The organism is Roseburia sp. AM51-8 (genome assembly GCF_003478275.1).
Lineage (GTDB): Bacteria > Bacillota > Clostridia > Lachnospirales > Lachnospiraceae > Pararoseburia > Pararoseburia lenta.
Map to the genome: position 1 here is coordinate 190,298 of NZ_QUEY01000003.1, position 14,729 is coordinate 205,026.

Annotated in this window: 12 protein-coding genes and 1 pseudogene; 2 read left to right on the forward strand and 11 right to left on the reverse strand. The window is 46.0% G+C overall.

From position 1 onward, the window contains the following. Positions 1 to 45: 45 nt before the first annotated feature. The 5 genes and pseudogenes from rhaD to DW996_RS07755 form a co-directional block, all read right to left on the reverse strand. A pseudogene (gene rhaD / locus DW996_RS07740) lies at positions 46 to 866 on the reverse strand (rhamnulose-1-phosphate aldolase). A 30-nt stretch (positions 867 to 896) separates the two neighbouring features. After that, positions 897 to 1,451, reverse strand: coding sequence for a hypothetical protein (locus DW996_RS13340; RefSeq protein WP_243098713.1), 555 nt, complete (start codon positions 1,449 to 1,451; stop codon positions 897 to 899). Beyond that, positions 1,445 to 2,317, reverse strand: coding sequence for a hypothetical protein (locus DW996_RS13345; RefSeq protein WP_243098714.1), 873 nt, complete (start codon positions 2,315 to 2,317; stop codon positions 1,445 to 1,447). Before DW996_RS13345 ends, DW996_RS13340 begins: the two co-directional genes overlap by 7 nt. Then, positions 2,311 to 3,711, reverse strand: a complete 1,401-nt coding sequence (rhaB, locus tag DW996_RS07750; RefSeq protein ID WP_118535346.1) for a rhamnulokinase — start codon at positions 3,709 to 3,711, stop codon at positions 2,311 to 2,313. The genes DW996_RS13345 and rhaB overlap by 7 nt, the downstream gene beginning before the upstream one ends. Positions 3,712 to 3,809: 98 nt before the next feature. Continuing rightward, positions 3,810 to 4,049 (reverse strand): hypothetical protein, encoded by a 240-nt coding sequence (locus DW996_RS07755; RefSeq protein WP_118281643.1) that lies wholly within the window; start codon positions 4,047 to 4,049, stop codon positions 3,810 to 3,812. Positions 4,050 to 4,261: 212 nt separating this feature from the next. Between DW996_RS07755 and DW996_RS07760 the strand changes: the two genes are divergently transcribed. Beyond that, positions 4,262 to 5,605, forward strand: coding sequence for an MATE family efflux transporter (locus DW996_RS07760; protein WP_118535347.1), 1,344 nt, complete (start codon positions 4,262 to 4,264; stop codon positions 5,603 to 5,605). 32 nt (positions 5,606 to 5,637) lie between these two features. Next, positions 5,638 to 6,684: an alpha/beta hydrolase gene (locus tag DW996_RS07765; protein WP_118535348.1), complete on the forward strand. Its 1,047-nt coding sequence runs from the start codon at positions 5,638 to 5,640 to the stop codon at positions 6,682 to 6,684. A gap of 69 nt (positions 6,685 to 6,753) precedes the next feature. On the opposite strand, the gene DW996_RS07770 is transcribed toward DW996_RS07765, so the two are convergent. The 6 genes from DW996_RS07770 to DW996_RS07790 all read right to left on the reverse strand — a co-directional run bounded on the left by DW996_RS07770 (position 6,754) and on the right by DW996_RS07790 (position 14,667). Continuing rightward, on the reverse strand, positions 6,754 to 9,156 hold the full coding sequence (locus DW996_RS07770) for a hypothetical protein (RefSeq protein ID WP_243098715.1): 2,403 nt from the start codon (positions 9,154 to 9,156) through the stop codon (positions 6,754 to 6,756). Further along, positions 9,153 to 9,383: a hypothetical protein gene (locus DW996_RS13350; protein ID WP_243098716.1), complete on the reverse strand. Its 231-nt coding sequence runs from the start codon at positions 9,381 to 9,383 to the stop codon at positions 9,153 to 9,155. The genes DW996_RS07770 and DW996_RS13350 overlap by 4 nt, the downstream gene beginning before the upstream one ends. Before the next feature lie 362 nt (positions 9,384 to 9,745). Continuing rightward, positions 9,746 to 11,059 carry an ATP-binding protein gene (locus DW996_RS07775; RefSeq protein ID WP_118535349.1) on the reverse strand — a complete coding sequence of 438 codons (1,314 nt, stop codon included), beginning with the start codon at positions 11,057 to 11,059 and terminating at the stop codon, positions 9,746 to 9,748. A gap of 88 nt (positions 11,060 to 11,147) precedes the next feature. After that, positions 11,148 to 12,458: an ABC transporter permease gene (locus tag DW996_RS07780; protein ID WP_243069551.1), complete on the reverse strand. Its 1,311-nt coding sequence runs from the start codon at positions 12,456 to 12,458 to the stop codon at positions 11,148 to 11,150. Beyond that, on the reverse strand, positions 12,455 to 13,156 hold the full coding sequence (locus tag DW996_RS07785; RefSeq protein WP_118281638.1) for an ABC transporter ATP-binding protein: 702 nt from the start codon (positions 13,154 to 13,156) through the stop codon (positions 12,455 to 12,457). The genes DW996_RS07780 and DW996_RS07785 overlap by 4 nt, the downstream gene beginning before the upstream one ends. Continuing rightward, positions 13,156 to 14,667 (reverse strand): efflux RND transporter periplasmic adaptor subunit, encoded by a 1,512-nt coding sequence (locus DW996_RS07790; RefSeq protein ID WP_118535350.1) that lies wholly within the window; start codon positions 14,665 to 14,667, stop codon positions 13,156 to 13,158. The genes DW996_RS07785 and DW996_RS07790 overlap by 1 nt, the downstream gene beginning before the upstream one ends. Between the last annotated feature and the right edge of the window lie 62 nt (positions 14,668 to 14,729).

Sequence of the window (14,729 nt, forward strand, 5' to 3'; positions counted from 1 at the left end):
GGACTTCTTTTTTTCTTCTATATTCTACCTATCTTATATACGATCTTATTTTTCATATAAGAATTCTTCCGGGAGGGTTACCCCGAAATCTTTTGCCAGATGACGGAAATCATCCGGTGTGATAGTCTGACGTTTGTTAGGCTGCATAGACAGCATCTTGACTAAGATCTCAGCAGACTTTCAGCCGTATGCATAAGGCCAAAGGTCAGATCAAAGTCTTCGCCTGCTGCAAAAGTACCATGATGTGCCCAGATGGCAAGATCATATTTCTTCATCAGTTCACTGGTCGCCACAGCGATCTCCCTGCCGCCCGGAACCATCCAAGGTACAACGCCGATACCATCCGGAAATACGACCGGACACTCGGTTGCCATTTCCCACAACTCTCTTGTAAAGACCTTGTCCTCCAATGGAAGAACAAAGGTAAGGGCAATGATATTGGTCGTATGTGCATGATAAACAACACGATACTTCGGATCCTGTAACTTCTTTACTTCCAGGTTCATCAAATGGCTTGGAAGTTCAGAGGTTGGTCTGCCGCCATTGACAAGCCCCCAGACGATACGGTAATTCTCGCCTGCCTCGTCCAACTCGATCATGCAGATGGAATCTTCCGGCTTAATGATGACATTGCGGAAATATTTGCCGCTGCCTGTTACAAGGAAATACTCTCCTGCAAGGTTTGGCACACTTGTGCCGATCGGCTGCCACTCCTTTGGCTCAAAGTTCTCTTTGACAGACTCTACTTCTTCCGGCTTTACACGGTAAGAAAGGTTACCGCCATTTCTCTCATGCCAGCCCTGTTCCCAGCCATCGTTGGCCATACGGATAAATCCCTGTACAAATTCTGCGTCTAAAAATTTCATTTTTATTTCCTCTCTCTTCATAAATATATTTTATCTACAAACAACCTCTACCGGAATGTCTAAGATCTTTCCAACCTTTTCAATGACATCGATATGTCTGCCAATGGCTGCTGCCATATGATGTGTCGGACCAGCCTCGCTCCAGCGATTGCAGAACTCTCTGGCACCAATAGAGAAGCGGGTTCTCATATTGGTATCTCCAAACGTAAAGATCGGTCCTTTCTCATTGACACCCTCTGCCACAACAAACTTGAAATGTCCGTCCTTATCCTGTGTGATGGCAAGATAAGTGACATCGCCTGCCGGTGGATAGAACTGGGTCAGATAACCGCCGCCTGTCTTGCCATGGAATACCGGTACGATCTTCATGGTCGGCTTTCTGTCTACGGAAATATCGGCATCACCTGAGCCCGAATGTCCGATAATGCAGATGTCCTCGTTAAAGTCGATAGAGTACATCTCGGACAACTGACCGGTTCCGGCAATGGTCTTTAAGATGCTCATCGCCATAGCAACCTTGATGTCACCCTCTACAGCACATGCCGTCCCCTGCTTGATCAGCATAGAAAATGCAGGGATCAGCATAGAATCCAGTTTTCCGGCAACGCCTGTGCAAAACCGTCATAATGGGAAGCAACCAGTGCTAACTGCTCGTCCTTGACCCATTTTTCAAAAGCCACTACATATTTTGCCATTTCCCAGACCGTCTCAACTGTCGCACCGCCTTCGATGTCAAAGGTATCTAAGATGTCTTCTGCCTTGGCACGGATAGCATCTTCATCTGTGATGTCGTCGGCGATCGCCCACATTTTTTCCCAGTCAAACTGCTTGGTATATAAGCCCATACGGTTGTAAAGATTGGTCTCATCGATATAAAGATCCATCATACCCGGATATGGACGACCGATCTGGGCGATATTGGTATTGCGGAATCTACGTCTTACCTGTGCTGCGGTACACCACTCAGCAATCTGCTTTTCCACCTCAGGATCGCCGCCCTCAACAACACCTGTGATAACGGCATGTCTCTTTCCTGCACGCTCCAAGTCTGCAACCATTTCACCAACAGCGCCGCAGGCGTAAAGTTCGCCCAGCCAGGTGGCTGTATCTGTATTGGCATAGTCCGGTGCTTTTTTCTTCTGCACATTGACCAGTACGACCGGCACATTCAGATCACGAATCGCCGGAAGCATATTGTAGCTGGTCGCATAGGTAAGCATCTGTAAGATAACAAGGTCAACATCTGCTGCGCGGAACTTGTCTCCGGCTACCATGGCTGCCTCTTTTGTTGTGACAATGCCGCCGTCTACCAGTTCGACACTGTCCGGTATGGTCTTTTTAAAATCTGCAAACTGTCCTTCAAATTCAGGAACCAGTGATGGGAACTGTGGTAAATAGGCTCCCAATGCGATGGCAAATACACCAACTCTTGCTTTTGTTTCAACTAACATCCTTTTTCCTCCTTTATTTCAAATGAATGGAATACACATTTTCTTGCTTCTGCCAAGTCCTGCAGTTCGCCTGCGGCGATCATCTGCGCCATGATATTGCCGATGGCTGTCGCCTCCGTTGGACCGGCATAGACCGTTTTTCCGGTAGCCTTTGCCGTAAGTTCATTCAGATAAGCAGCATTGGCACCACCACCTACAATGTTGATGCAAGGATAGGTCACATGCTCAATCTTCTCGATTTCCCTAACCGTATCGGCATAACATTTGGCAAGACTGTTGTAGATCACGGCTGCCACCTGATAGATGCCCTCCGGTACTTTCTGTCCGGACTCCCTGCAAGCCGCCTGTACTTCTGCTGTCATATTCTGCGGTGCTAAAAAACGGTCGTCATTGGCATCCACGATCGATGTGATTGTCTCAGTTGCCGCATGTTCGCAGATAGAACCGAATCCCTCGTCCGGGGATAACTCCTTGCGTACCGACTGGATCATCCAAAGTCCCATGATATTTTTCAGATAACGATAGCGATGGTCATAGCCACCCTCGTTTGTAAAATTGCATGCCATACTGTCCGGGCTGCAATTTGCTGTCTTTAATTCCGTTCCCATCAAAGACCATGTGCCGGAACTGATATAGAGCGTATCGTCCGACAGGCTCGGCACTGCCATGACCGCCGCCCCCGTATCATGTGTTGCCGGAAGTACCACGCTGCAATCAAAGCCCACTTGATCCTGTATCGTCCGGCTCAAATGTCCGACCTCTGTACCCGGCGTTTCGATCGGCAAAAAGATGTCTCTCGGATAACCCAGTTTTGCGATCAGATCATAGTCCCAATCATTGGTCTTGGCATTGACCAGTTGAGTCGTGGATGCATTGGTATATTCCTGCTTCTTTACACCTGTGAGCAGGAAGTGGAAATAATCCGGGATCATAAGGAAAGTCTTGGCTTTTCCAAGCAGTTCTGCCTCCTGTGTCTTGTGTGCCATCAACTGATAGATGGAATTAAAGATCTGCTTCTGGATACCGGTCCTGGCATACAGATCTTCCTGCGGGATCTTTTCATAGACTAGGGCATCCATGCCATCCGTCCGACTGTCGCGGTAGGCATAGGTATTTCCCAGTACCTGATCCTTGTCATCCAAAAGCACATAGTCAACTGCCCAGGTATCGATCCCCATAGAGGTCGGGATCTTGCCGATCTTTTTACACTCTTTCATACCGGCGACAATCTCGGCAAAAAGACGTCCCACATCCCAGCAAAGATGTCCGTCCACCTGATCCATGCCATTATAAAAACGGTAGACTTCCTGCAAGCGCATCTTGCCGTCTTCTATCCAACTTAACATATGGCGTCCACTGGATGCGCCAATATCAATCGCTAAATAATACTTCATTTGCTACCCCCATTTTTGATTTCTACTTGTATTCTACTGCCTGTCAGGGCACAAAAAAAGGACACCTTTTAACTAGAAAAAGTGTCCTGTGTTGCAAATTACTGTGATAACTCCCCTACCCTTTTGTAATCCTTTCTGGATATAAGTATTCTTACGCACTTATTGCTTTCATTATTTTCGCCAAAACGTCCTACCGCTCCACCACGATTTATATCCAGAACATGATGTTCTTCCATTGCTCTTACCTCATATTTAATTTTCTTCTCATCCAATATCCGTAAGATGCTATCATATCTTTCATTTTTCAAGCCAATATATATTTCTTTTTTCCCTATCATGGTATTCCCCCTAAGATTAATAAGAATATAGTCTAAATCATTGACACTGTCAACTTCTCCCCTTATAATAAACTCCTAAAACCTACATACTCTTTGTAGGATGTGGACTTTTCAGGCATAGTCTTTTTTCGCCACAGTAGAATGTGCATTGCATTTTACTTGTGGCGATTTTTTATGCTTTAAAATATTTATTTTTGAAAGGATGCGCGAAAATGAATCAAACGTTTATGAAAGAAAAGAAAATACTTCCCTTAGTACTTTCCATGGCACTTCCCATGGTCGTTTCCATGGCAGTCAATTCTCTCTACAACATCATTGACAGCTATTTCATCGCAAAGCTGAGTGAGGATGCCATGACAGCCCTCTCTCTTGTATTTCCCGCACAAAATATCATCACCTCAGTCGCCGTTGGCTTTGGTGTCGGTATCAATGCTGCCATTGCCTTTTTCCTCGGTGCAAAGGAGCAAAAGACAGCAGATCTCGCTGCAAGTCAGGGCGTATTTTTCAACCTCATCCACGGTATTCTTTTAACCATTTTAGGGCTTCTTGGCATGAAGAGCTTTTTGTCCATGTACACAAACAATACCAATGTGCTCTCTCTTGCTTTGACGTATGCCAATCTGGTCTTTTTATTTGCGCCTGTCGTCACCGTTGGTATTACCTATGAGAAAATTTTCCAGGCAATCGGCTGGATGAAAGAAACGATGGTCTGCATGTTGGTAGGCTTTGTAACAAATATTATTTTGGATCCACTTCTCATTTTTGGCATTGGACCTTTTCCAAAATGGGGCATCTGGGGTGCTGCCTTCGCAACCGGATCCGGTCAGGTGCTGACGCTGGTTGCTTATTTCATTTTTTACTATCGCAAGCCCCGCGTTGTTCATATTACTGTTGCTGACTGCAAACCAGATGCTTCGATTCTGAAAAGGCTCTACGGCGTAGGAATCCCGGCAACACTCAACATGGCGCTGCCGTCCTTCTTAATCTCTGTGTTAAATGCTATTTTAGCCGGTTTTTCAGAGACGTATGTCATGGTACTTGGGGTGTATTACAAATTACAGACATTTATCTATCTGTCTGCCACCGGTATTGTTCAGGGTATTCGTCCTCTCGTCGGATACAATTACGGCGCAGGCGAAGGCAAACGTGTACGCAAAATCTATGCAACCGGTCTTGTACTTACCGTATTTCTCATGGTATTAGGAACAACGCTCTCCTGGATTATGCCGGAGCGCTTATTTGGACTTTTTACCACAAATGCCACAACGCTATCGCTTGGCGTAGAAGCCCTACACATCATCAGTATTGGCTTTATCATTTCTGCGATATCCGTGACCACCTGCGGCGCGCTCGAAGGTATAGGCATGGGACTTCCATCCTTAATGATTTCCTTGTTGCGCTACTCTATTGTTATCATGCCTGCTGCATTTGTTCTCAGCCGTATTTTTGGTGCCACAGGTGTATGGATGGCATTTCCGATTGCGGAGACCATCACCGGCATCGCCTCATATATTATCTGGTGTAAAAAGAGAAAATCATTTATAATGGTATCTTAGTAAATGATTGATAGATACAAGGAGGATTTTTCATGAATACAGAAGTATTGACCTTAAATGAAGAAAGAAATGTCACACTGACAACTTACATACAAGATTGCGGGGAAGGATTCGGCTGTGTTGCTAAGCGCCCGGCTGTACTGATTCTTCCGGGTGGGGCTTATCAGATGTGTTCTGACCGCGAAGCTGACCCTGTCGCCTTTGCTTATGCAAAAGCCGGATATCACGCTTTTGTTCTACGCTACTCTGTTATGGATGATTGCACATGGCCAAATCCACTCAATGATTACGAGCAGGCGATGACATTGATCCGCTCCCATGCAGATACATGGCACATCTACGAAGATAAAATTGCAGTCATCGGATTTTCTGCCGGTGGACATCTGGCAACCGCTGCCGCAACACTTGCACAGAACCGCCCAAATGCTGCTATTTTAGGCTATGCCGTAACCAGTCAGCATGTACAGGCCTGCAATCCAAATGCACCGGAGACTATCTCCGCTGTAGACCGGAAAACACCACCTTGCTTTGTCTTTGCAACACGTACAGACAGCATGGTTCCAATCAACAATTCCATTGATTTTATGCGCGCTTTATCAGACAATGGCGTTGCCTTTGAAAGTCATATTTATGCTTATGGACCACATGGTTTTTCCACATGCGAAAGCAGTATTCAGGACACACGTCCACAAACCATCTGCTCGCGTGTACCACACTGGGTGGAAGACAGTATTGGCTGGTTAAAAGACATTTTTGGTGAATGCACACTCGAAGGCATGACAGATCCACTCTGCCCTGCCCATATCAATGACAATTACCTGGATTATCTGACCGTTGACTGTACTTTTGCACACGTGATGGCTATTCCAGAAGCTGCTACACTCTTAGCACCAATGATTGATGCTTTGATTGCCGGTCTATCCGAGCAGGCAAAAGGTATGAGTGCTGCTTTCGATGACAGCAACGGAACTTCTATGGTCAGCGATATGAAACTGCGCGACTTACTTGCCTATGGTAAGATTTCAGATGATGAACTAAAAGCCTTAGACAACCAGTTACGACAGATTTCTGTAATCTAAGCAAGCGAAAAGACTACAGAGGATGTATTTTCCACATTCCCTGTAGTCTTTTCATTTGTCTTACTTTTCTTATTTATTCCAGAGATATACCTTACCGCAAAGACCGGACTTTGATGTCGGCTTGCTCTCGCCCATCATCTTGGCACGCATGCCACTGGCATTCTCACGCCAGAGCGTTGTGGCAACCTCAATGACGATCTCATGCTCACCCGCTTTCAAATATCCACTCAAGTCATACAGATACTCCGGTACGATCTGCAAGCCAAGGCTCTGACCGTCCACAAAGACTTCCAGGCCTTCTGCGGCGTCTGTGATCTCTAAGATCTTATCACCGCCATCGCTTGTGATCTTGGTCTCATAACGCACAAAACCACAGAATTTCGGCTTTTCTTCTTCCAGATGATCCGGCAGGCTGACATCTTTTGCATCCGCAAACTTTGGATGGTCTAAGGCAGAGCAGATACTGCGCTTCCATGTCTTTATTTCTGTCGGTTGCTCCTGCTTTTCTTTCTTTTCATACATGCAGTCTGACAAACGCTTGCCAACCGTCTTTTCTTCCAAAGATGGTGTATCGGCTTCCTCATCAAATACCATGATCAGACTCTTTCTTGGTTCCAAAACAAAGGACACCTGACAACCGATATCCGTCATCTGCTGATCTATATCTGCAATGGAATTATCCCACGCATCATAAACATAGCCTTTCTTTTTCATTGGAAGGCTTACCTTTCCCCGATAGGTCTGCGCCGACTCATTGATCAGCATATACATATGACAGTCGGTCTGATAATGCATGATATGAATATATGGATTTTCCGGTGCGATCACAGCATCTTTGATATCCTCTTTTTCAAGATATGCCACGAGATCACCAAGGGCTAGCACCTTGGCATCCCCGGCTAAATCATCCGCCTTTTTCGCCTTGTTTTCTGCCTCTTTTTGCATGGCATCTTCTCCCATGGTATAGGCATCCGGCAGGGCATCCACATAGATGACATTGGATAGACCGGCGGTCTCGATCGGCTGGTACTTTGCATAAGGCACGATCACATAGATAAACTTGTCTGCCTGATCCAGATGATCCAGAGGTAGGAAAGAGAAATCGATCTGTGCATCATAAAGAGGTCTTGCCACCTGATCCAGACGCATACACTGACCGGACCACTCGCCTTCGGCATTGTAAAGAACTGCCACCTTTTGTACGATCTTTCCTCCACTGATCAGGCTTGCCACACGGTTCATATATGCGCACAAGTGACCGAAATGGCGATACTGCGGATTGTGTCCGTGCGCATAGAAATGTGGCGGACAATCCGGGTCCGGGTATGCTTTCGGTGAAAAAGCATGCGGCACAAAATTGTTGACACCACGCACCAGAAAATGATCTGCCAGATATTTCATATCGGTAACGCCTGTCTTCCAACCGTAATTTCCAAATATCTCACACATAGTACGTCCCTGCTTGCTTTCTTGTAAATAGGCAGCAGACACACCGAGTTTTCCCAAAGTATAATGATAAAAGGCACCATTACGCGGTCCAAACATACCGGTCGTCGGTTCTTCTTCGCCCTGCGGCATAACCTGACCACCGATATCGTCAATGCCTGCCATATCCTGTCCGTAAAGTCCACGGAAATAATGTCCCAAACCGCTTCCGGTGCAGGCATGAGTATCATCATCCTCGATGGAATGACCGATATACATGACGCCCTTTTCCCGGCACCAGCCGCCGATCTGCTCCGAAAAATCCTTTTTCACCAAATTAGATACTGCATCCATATAAGTTCTTCTCACCTGTGCCGTAAGAAGCGGATCTCCATCATTTTTCCAAAGAAGCGGTAAATTCTTGCGATAGTCTACGCCCAAGGTTTTTTGCAGGCGTTCCTCCAATTCCTTACTCCAAGGCAGATCCTGCTCGGTTCCCAGCACATTGTGCTTTGCATACAAAATACCATTTCCCAGTTCCGGCTCATCCGAGAAAAATCCCGCGATCGTATTGCCAAAAAGATCTCCATAATGTGCAAAGTGCGGTTCGTAAACTGCCTCGATCAACTTATGACAACTGACCTCATTCATCATATTGATATAAGCACGATGTGGTCCTAAGTTTCGCGACAGACCACAGACTGCCACCTGCCAGGTGCCTGCCGGCTTTTTCCATGTGGTACTGCCGGAAAGATCGATCTCCTCACCCTTTGGTCCATAGGCGGTAATGCTATAGACCTGATCGTCATCATACTTTCTGGCATCCTTGGTAGAGCCTGACATCATCATCTTCCGGATAAAGCTCAGTTTATATTTTGGTGGCTTTGCCAGTTTCTCTGTACGGAAGGTCACCTCTCTGGCATCCCCTTCATAGGAAAGGAATTTACAGAAAATGCTCTGTCGGCACACTTCCTGCGGTGCATCCTTTAAGGCACCGTTAGCAAAACCTGTCGGGAAATGACTGTCATCTAGTATCCAGACTTTCATTCCCAATTTTTTGCCTCATCTAAAATGACATCCATATCCTGCCACCACTTTGGTCCACAGAAATCCGGGTGCGGACGGCTTTCCACGCAAAATGCCATACAGTTTGCATCATGGATGGCGTTTACATATTCCCGTAAGGTGGCTTCATCTTCCCCATGCTGCCAGAAAAATGGGAGCATATGGTTGGTGACTTGTCCTGTGAGTAACTGTTCTACTACTTTTCCCATACTTGATCTTCTCCTTTTGTTCTTCGCTTATCTTACCTGTATTATACTTACTTTTTCCAACAAATAAAATCTCATTTTTACGTCTTTCTTTACATCTCTGCCAAATTTTCCAACACGATTCAGGCATCCAAGCAGGATCGTTTTGCCCCGGTCGGCAAACACCGGCAAGACCTTTAAGCAGATCATCCAGACAGAAAAACTCTCCCGGGCAGATCATCTGCCCCAGTTTTTCGTCCAGTGACATATCCTTTAAGGTATTGTGTTTATTATTATTTTATTGTTTATTTAACTCAGAAAGAATGTACCTTTTATACAAAAACGGATGCCGTTCTTGGCATCCGTCCTTTCCTCGCAGGAGCATCCTATAAGGTTCCCAATATGTAATTGATAAACTGCTGGGCAGTTCTTCCAGAGATACCACCATGGCTCAGTTCCCACTTATTTGCCTCTGCACGCAGCTGCTCGTCGCTCATCTGTTCCTCGGTCACACCATTCTTTCTTGCCAGTTCCACAACGATATGGAAGTACTCTTTCTGGCTCGGTTTCGAGTAATTGATCGTAACACCAAAGCGGTTGACGAGAGATAATTTTTCTTCCATGGTATCAGATCTATGCATACCATTCTGCGTCTCAACATCATTACGGTCGTTCCAGGTCTCCTTGATCAGGTGTCTGCGGTTGGATGTGGCATAGATCAGGATATTGTCCGGTCTTGTCTCCACACCGCCCTCGATAACAGCCTTTAAGAATTTGTACTCTATCTCAAATTCCTCAAAGGAAAGATCATCCATATAGATGATAAATTTGTAATTGCGATTCTTGATGCTGGCAATGACATTGGACAGATCTTTGAACTGATGCTTGTAGATCTCGATCATGCGCAAGCCATCCGGGTAAAATTCGTTGACGATCGCCTTGATGCTCGTCGACTTTCCGGTACCACTATCACCAAAGAGCAGGACATTGTTGGCGGCTCTGCCTTCCACGAACGCCTTGGTATTGTCGACCAATTTCTTTTTCTGGATCTCATAACCGATCAGATCATCCAGCATAACTTTATCCATGTTGTTGATGGCAACAAACTCAACATCGCCTCCATCCTTTTCCTTGATACGGAAGGCCTTATTCAGTCCAAACATGCCAACACCATAGTCTTTATAAAATCCGGTCACGGCAGCAAAGAAAGCGTCCACATCCTCTGCGGCTTCCAACTGGGCAGAAAGTGCAATGATCTTTTCGCTCACATTTTTATTATACATGAGTTCCTTTTTCTGGATGGCATGATAATCGGATAACTGCGAAAAACAATCAATGCCAAGGTCTTCCTCAATTTTTGAAAAATCATAATCAAAGAGATTCTTAATCACAGCAAAATCGTTCTTTGCAAAGTGATTCACACTGCCATCGTTGGCTCCCACCTTTTCACAGGTGATGGAAAATGGGTTTTCATTGGTCACCAGATAAAATGCCAGATAATTGTGCCAAAGGTTATGGTCAAATCCATAATCTGTCGCAACCACCAGAAGTCTCTTGACCTGCGTGTAAATGTCCTGGATCAACTGCGCCTGATCCTTTGTCTTATTTTCATAGTGACGGAAGATCTCACCGAACTGGTATAAAATACAGTCCTTATCCATGTCACCATACATGATTAACTTTGAAATCTCACGATACATCTTCTAATACCTCACTTCTTTTATCCGGTGTTACACCTTATTGTAGCACAGACAAATTCGGAAACCAATGTTTTTACGATCATTATCCTTACTCATATCTAAGTGCGTCGATCGGGTTGAGTTTGGCTGCCTTATTTGCCGGATAATAACCGAAAAAGACACCGATTGCCATGGAAAATCCAAGCGAGATCAGGATACTCTTGACAGACGGTACCGCACTGGCTCCGATATAATTAGCGGCTGCAATACCGCCAACGCAACCGACTACAATACCGATCGCGCCCCCGATCAGGCAGATCACAATGGACTCAATGATAAACTGCAGGCGGATGGAGGAATTCGGCGCGCCGAGTGCTTTTCGGGTACCAATTTCCCTCGTTCGCTCCGTAATGGATACCAGCATGATATTCATGACCCCGATACCGCCCACGACAAGAGCAATACCACCAATCAAAGCAATCGCCGTTGTGATCGTACTCATCATGGTTTCCATGATAGATACCATAGATGCCATACTGGTCGCCGACACGATAAAATCGCGGTTATTACGGTAGAGGTTGTCAAAATAGGACTCAATATCTGCCGCCAGTTGATCCGGATTCTGATTTGGATCTACAACCACGGTCAACGTCTGATAACCACTGGCATGATTGATATCCTGTGCCGTCTTTAGCGGAATATAGAGATTGGTTGCATCACTGTTCATAAACATGGAATACATGCTCATAGTCTCATCTTCGTCCTTGGCATAAACGCCCTCTATGATGAGATTGTAATACTTATCGTTGACAGAAACTGTCATGGTAGAGCCGACAGCCGCATCCGCATCTCCATGGAAAAGATCATCCAGCGCCTCTTCCGAAAGCAGGGCTACCATAGCACCATTTTCCAACTCTTCCTCGCTAAAATAAGATCCCTGTACCAACTGCACATCATTCGCCAGAAAATAGCCAAGACTTGTTCCCATAACGGATACATTGGCTTTTCCACTCTCTGCATTCTGCTGGATAGAACCGCTTCCCACCTGTTCCGTGATGGAATAGGCAGTGATCGAATCTCCAAAGGCTTCCTTCATCTGGCGAAGCATATCCGTCGTTATATAATCCTTTTGTGTCGGCTGCTTGGCATTGTCATCCTGCGAAGATCCCCAGTTCATGCCAAACATAGCATCGGATGCCTCTTCATCATCTTTTCGCTCTTCCAGTGTTACAGTGATATTGTTAGCCCCCAGCGAACTCATGGAATCTGCGACTGTACTGGTAACGGAGTCTCCTACCGTCATAATGGCAATAACAGAACCAATACCAATAATGATGCCTAACATAGTCAGAAGCGCCCGCATCTTATTGGCTTTGAGGCTAAAAAGCGCCAGACGGATATTTTCGTAAATCATCATCATCTTGCCGTACCCTTCCTCTCTCCAAGGACATTTCCATCCTTGATCGTAATGATACGCTCGGTCTCCTCTGCCAGTTCCGGTGAATGGGTAATGAGCACGATGGTCTTGCCCTCCTCCTCATGCAGTTTGTGAAAAAGATCCATGACCATACGTCCCGTCGTAGAATCCAAGGCACCGGTCGGCTCATCCGCCAGAATGATCGCCGGATCATTTGCCATGGCACGGGCTATGGCGACACGCTGCTTTTGTCCGCCGGATAATTCCTCCGGCAAATGTTTCATACGTTCCTCCATACCGACCAGTTCCAGCAATTCCTTGGCACGGGCAATGCGCTGTTTGCCGGGAATCCCCGCATATAACATAGGCATCTCCACGTTTTTGATCGCATTGGTTTTAGAGATCAGATTGTATGTCTGGAAAACAAAACCGATCTTGCGGTTGCGGATCTTGGAAAGTTCTGCATCCTTTGCCGCAATCATGTCCACACCATCCAAAATGTATTTGCCTTCTGTCGGTCGGTCTAGCGCACCGATAATGTTCATCAGTGTTGACTTTCCGGAGCCGGATGCACCCACGATGGCAACGAATTCACCTTCCATAACCTTTAAAGATATGCCGTGCAAGACCTCGAGTTCATTTGGTGTTCCGATATAAAAACGCTTAAAGATATCTTCCAGTTCTATGATCGTGCGGCTCATTATACACCTCCCATAGAACTTGACTGGTTGATCATATCCTCTAAACTATTCTGCTTCTCTGCTGCCGGAACGATCACTTGATCCCCTTCTTCTAAACCGGAATTGATGATCTCCGTATAATAGTCACTCTCGATTCCCTTGTCTACCTTGATCTTCTTGGTCTTGTAAGTGCCGTCTTCGTTTGTACCTGTTACTTTTTGCACATAATAACTAGTTCCCTCATCATCTGTCTGCACTGCATTATATGGTACAGAAAGAACATCTGCATTTTTCTGTAAAACGATATTCAATTTTGCGGTCATACCAATACGGAGTTTATCACTCGGTGTGTTTAAAGCTATGGTAACCGTAAAGGTAACGTCATCATTGCTGCTTCCTGTGCTAAAAGATGACGAGCCACTACCGCCCATGATACTTCCTAAATCGAGTCCTCCAAGACTGCCGGAAAGATCGCCACTGGAACTTCCGGTTGCGATTGGTGATACCTTTTTGACCGTACCGGAAAGTTCTTCGTCTCCGGTTGCATTGGTCTTGATGACGACTTCCTGCCCTACCGCAATGCTGTTAATGTCGTACTCATCGATCTCGGTCGTGATATCAAAGGAATCCACATTGTCGATCACTGCGATCACACTGCCATTATAGGTGTCGCCCACCTCCACATTGACCGCCGTTACCAGTCCACTTGCCGTTGCTTTTACTACAGTTCCGTCAATCTGCTCCTGTAAGTCATCAATACGTTCCTGCTGGGTCTTGCCGGAATCCTCGGTAGAATCCATGGTATTGTTGTAAGTATCCACCTGATCCTGATAGGTGTCGTTGATCCGCTTGATCGTATCCTCACGCTGAGAGACCAGACGATCGTAGGCGGACTTTCTGCTGTCTGCCGTCCTGCGGTCCGTATCCATCTGACGCTTTAAAGTATTGACCTGTGAATTGGCATTGGTATATGCAGTGCTTGTCTTATCCATAATGCTGTTTGCCATCGCCACCGCCTCATTGTAGGCTGCTACCGATTCATTGTAATTGTTTTCCGCACTCTGCCACTCATCATAGGCATCCTGGATATTGGTATCAACATCTGCCAGATCCTCATCCCTGGTCTTTCCTGCCTGTTCCAGATTGCGTTTAGCACTATCCTTGGTGCGCTGCGTCTGCTCATTGGTATCCGCCAAACTCTCCTTGGCATCAGCGAGATTGTCCTGAAGGTCTGCACCGTCAAGAACGGCTATGACATCTCCGGCGCTAACCCTATCTCCCACCTCGACATTGACGGCTAAAACCTCCACGCCGGTCGTATCGGAAGTGATCTTTTCCTCATCTGCCGCCACAAAAGTACCTGTCGCCGAAACACTTTCCATCAGTGTACGCTTCTCGACAGTCGCCGTCTCCTCATTGCTATCCATCTGCTTCTTACCACCGGAAACAACACCGATGATGATCGCGATGACAACGACCACCACAATCGCGATAATGATGCATACTTTCTTATGCTCCTTGATCCATTTCATCTTTTTCTTTCTCCTTCTTTTCCTATGTAAAAAACTTCCATAATCAAACGAATTTGCATATG

Coding starts and splice junctions, on each gene's coding strand:
- DW996_RS07760 (WP_118535347.1), top strand. CDS start 4,262: ATGAATCAAACGTTTATGAAAGAAAAGAAAATACTTCCCTTAGTACTT.
- DW996_RS07755 (WP_118281643.1), bottom strand. CDS start 4,049: ATGATAGGGAAAAAAGAAATATATATTGGCTTGAAAAATGAAAGATAT.
- DW996_RS13340 (WP_243098713.1), bottom strand. CDS start 1,451: ATGCTGATCCCTGCATTTTCTATGCTGATCAAGCAGGGGACGGCATGT.
- DW996_RS13345 (WP_243098714.1), bottom strand. CDS start 2,317: ATGTTAGTTGAAACAAAAGCAAGAGTTGGTGTATTTGCCATCGCATTG.
- DW996_RS13350 (WP_243098716.1), bottom strand. CDS start 9,383: ATGGGAAAAGTAGTAGAACAGTTACTCACAGGACAAGTCACCAACCAT.
- DW996_RS07785 (WP_118281638.1), bottom strand. CDS start 13,156: ATGAGCCGCACGATCATAGAACTGGAAGATATCTTTAAGCGTTTTTAT.
- DW996_RS07780 (WP_243069551.1), bottom strand. CDS start 12,458: ATGATGATGATTTACGAAAATATCCGTCTGGCGCTTTTTAGCCTCAAA.
- DW996_RS07790 (WP_118535350.1), bottom strand. CDS start 14,667: ATGAAATGGATCAAGGAGCATAAGAAAGTATGCATCATTATCGCGATT.
- DW996_RS07770 (WP_243098715.1), bottom strand. CDS start 9,156: ATGAAAGTCTGGATACTAGATGACAGTCATTTCCCGACAGGTTTTGCT.
- rhaB (WP_118535346.1), bottom strand. CDS start 3,711: ATGAAGTATTATTTAGCGATTGATATTGGCGCATCCAGTGGACGCCAT.
- DW996_RS07765 (WP_118535348.1), top strand. CDS start 5,638: ATGAATACAGAAGTATTGACCTTAAATGAAGAAAGAAATGTCACACTG.
- DW996_RS07775 (WP_118535349.1), bottom strand. CDS start 11,059: ATGTATCGTGAGATTTCAAAGTTAATCATGTATGGTGACATGGATAAG.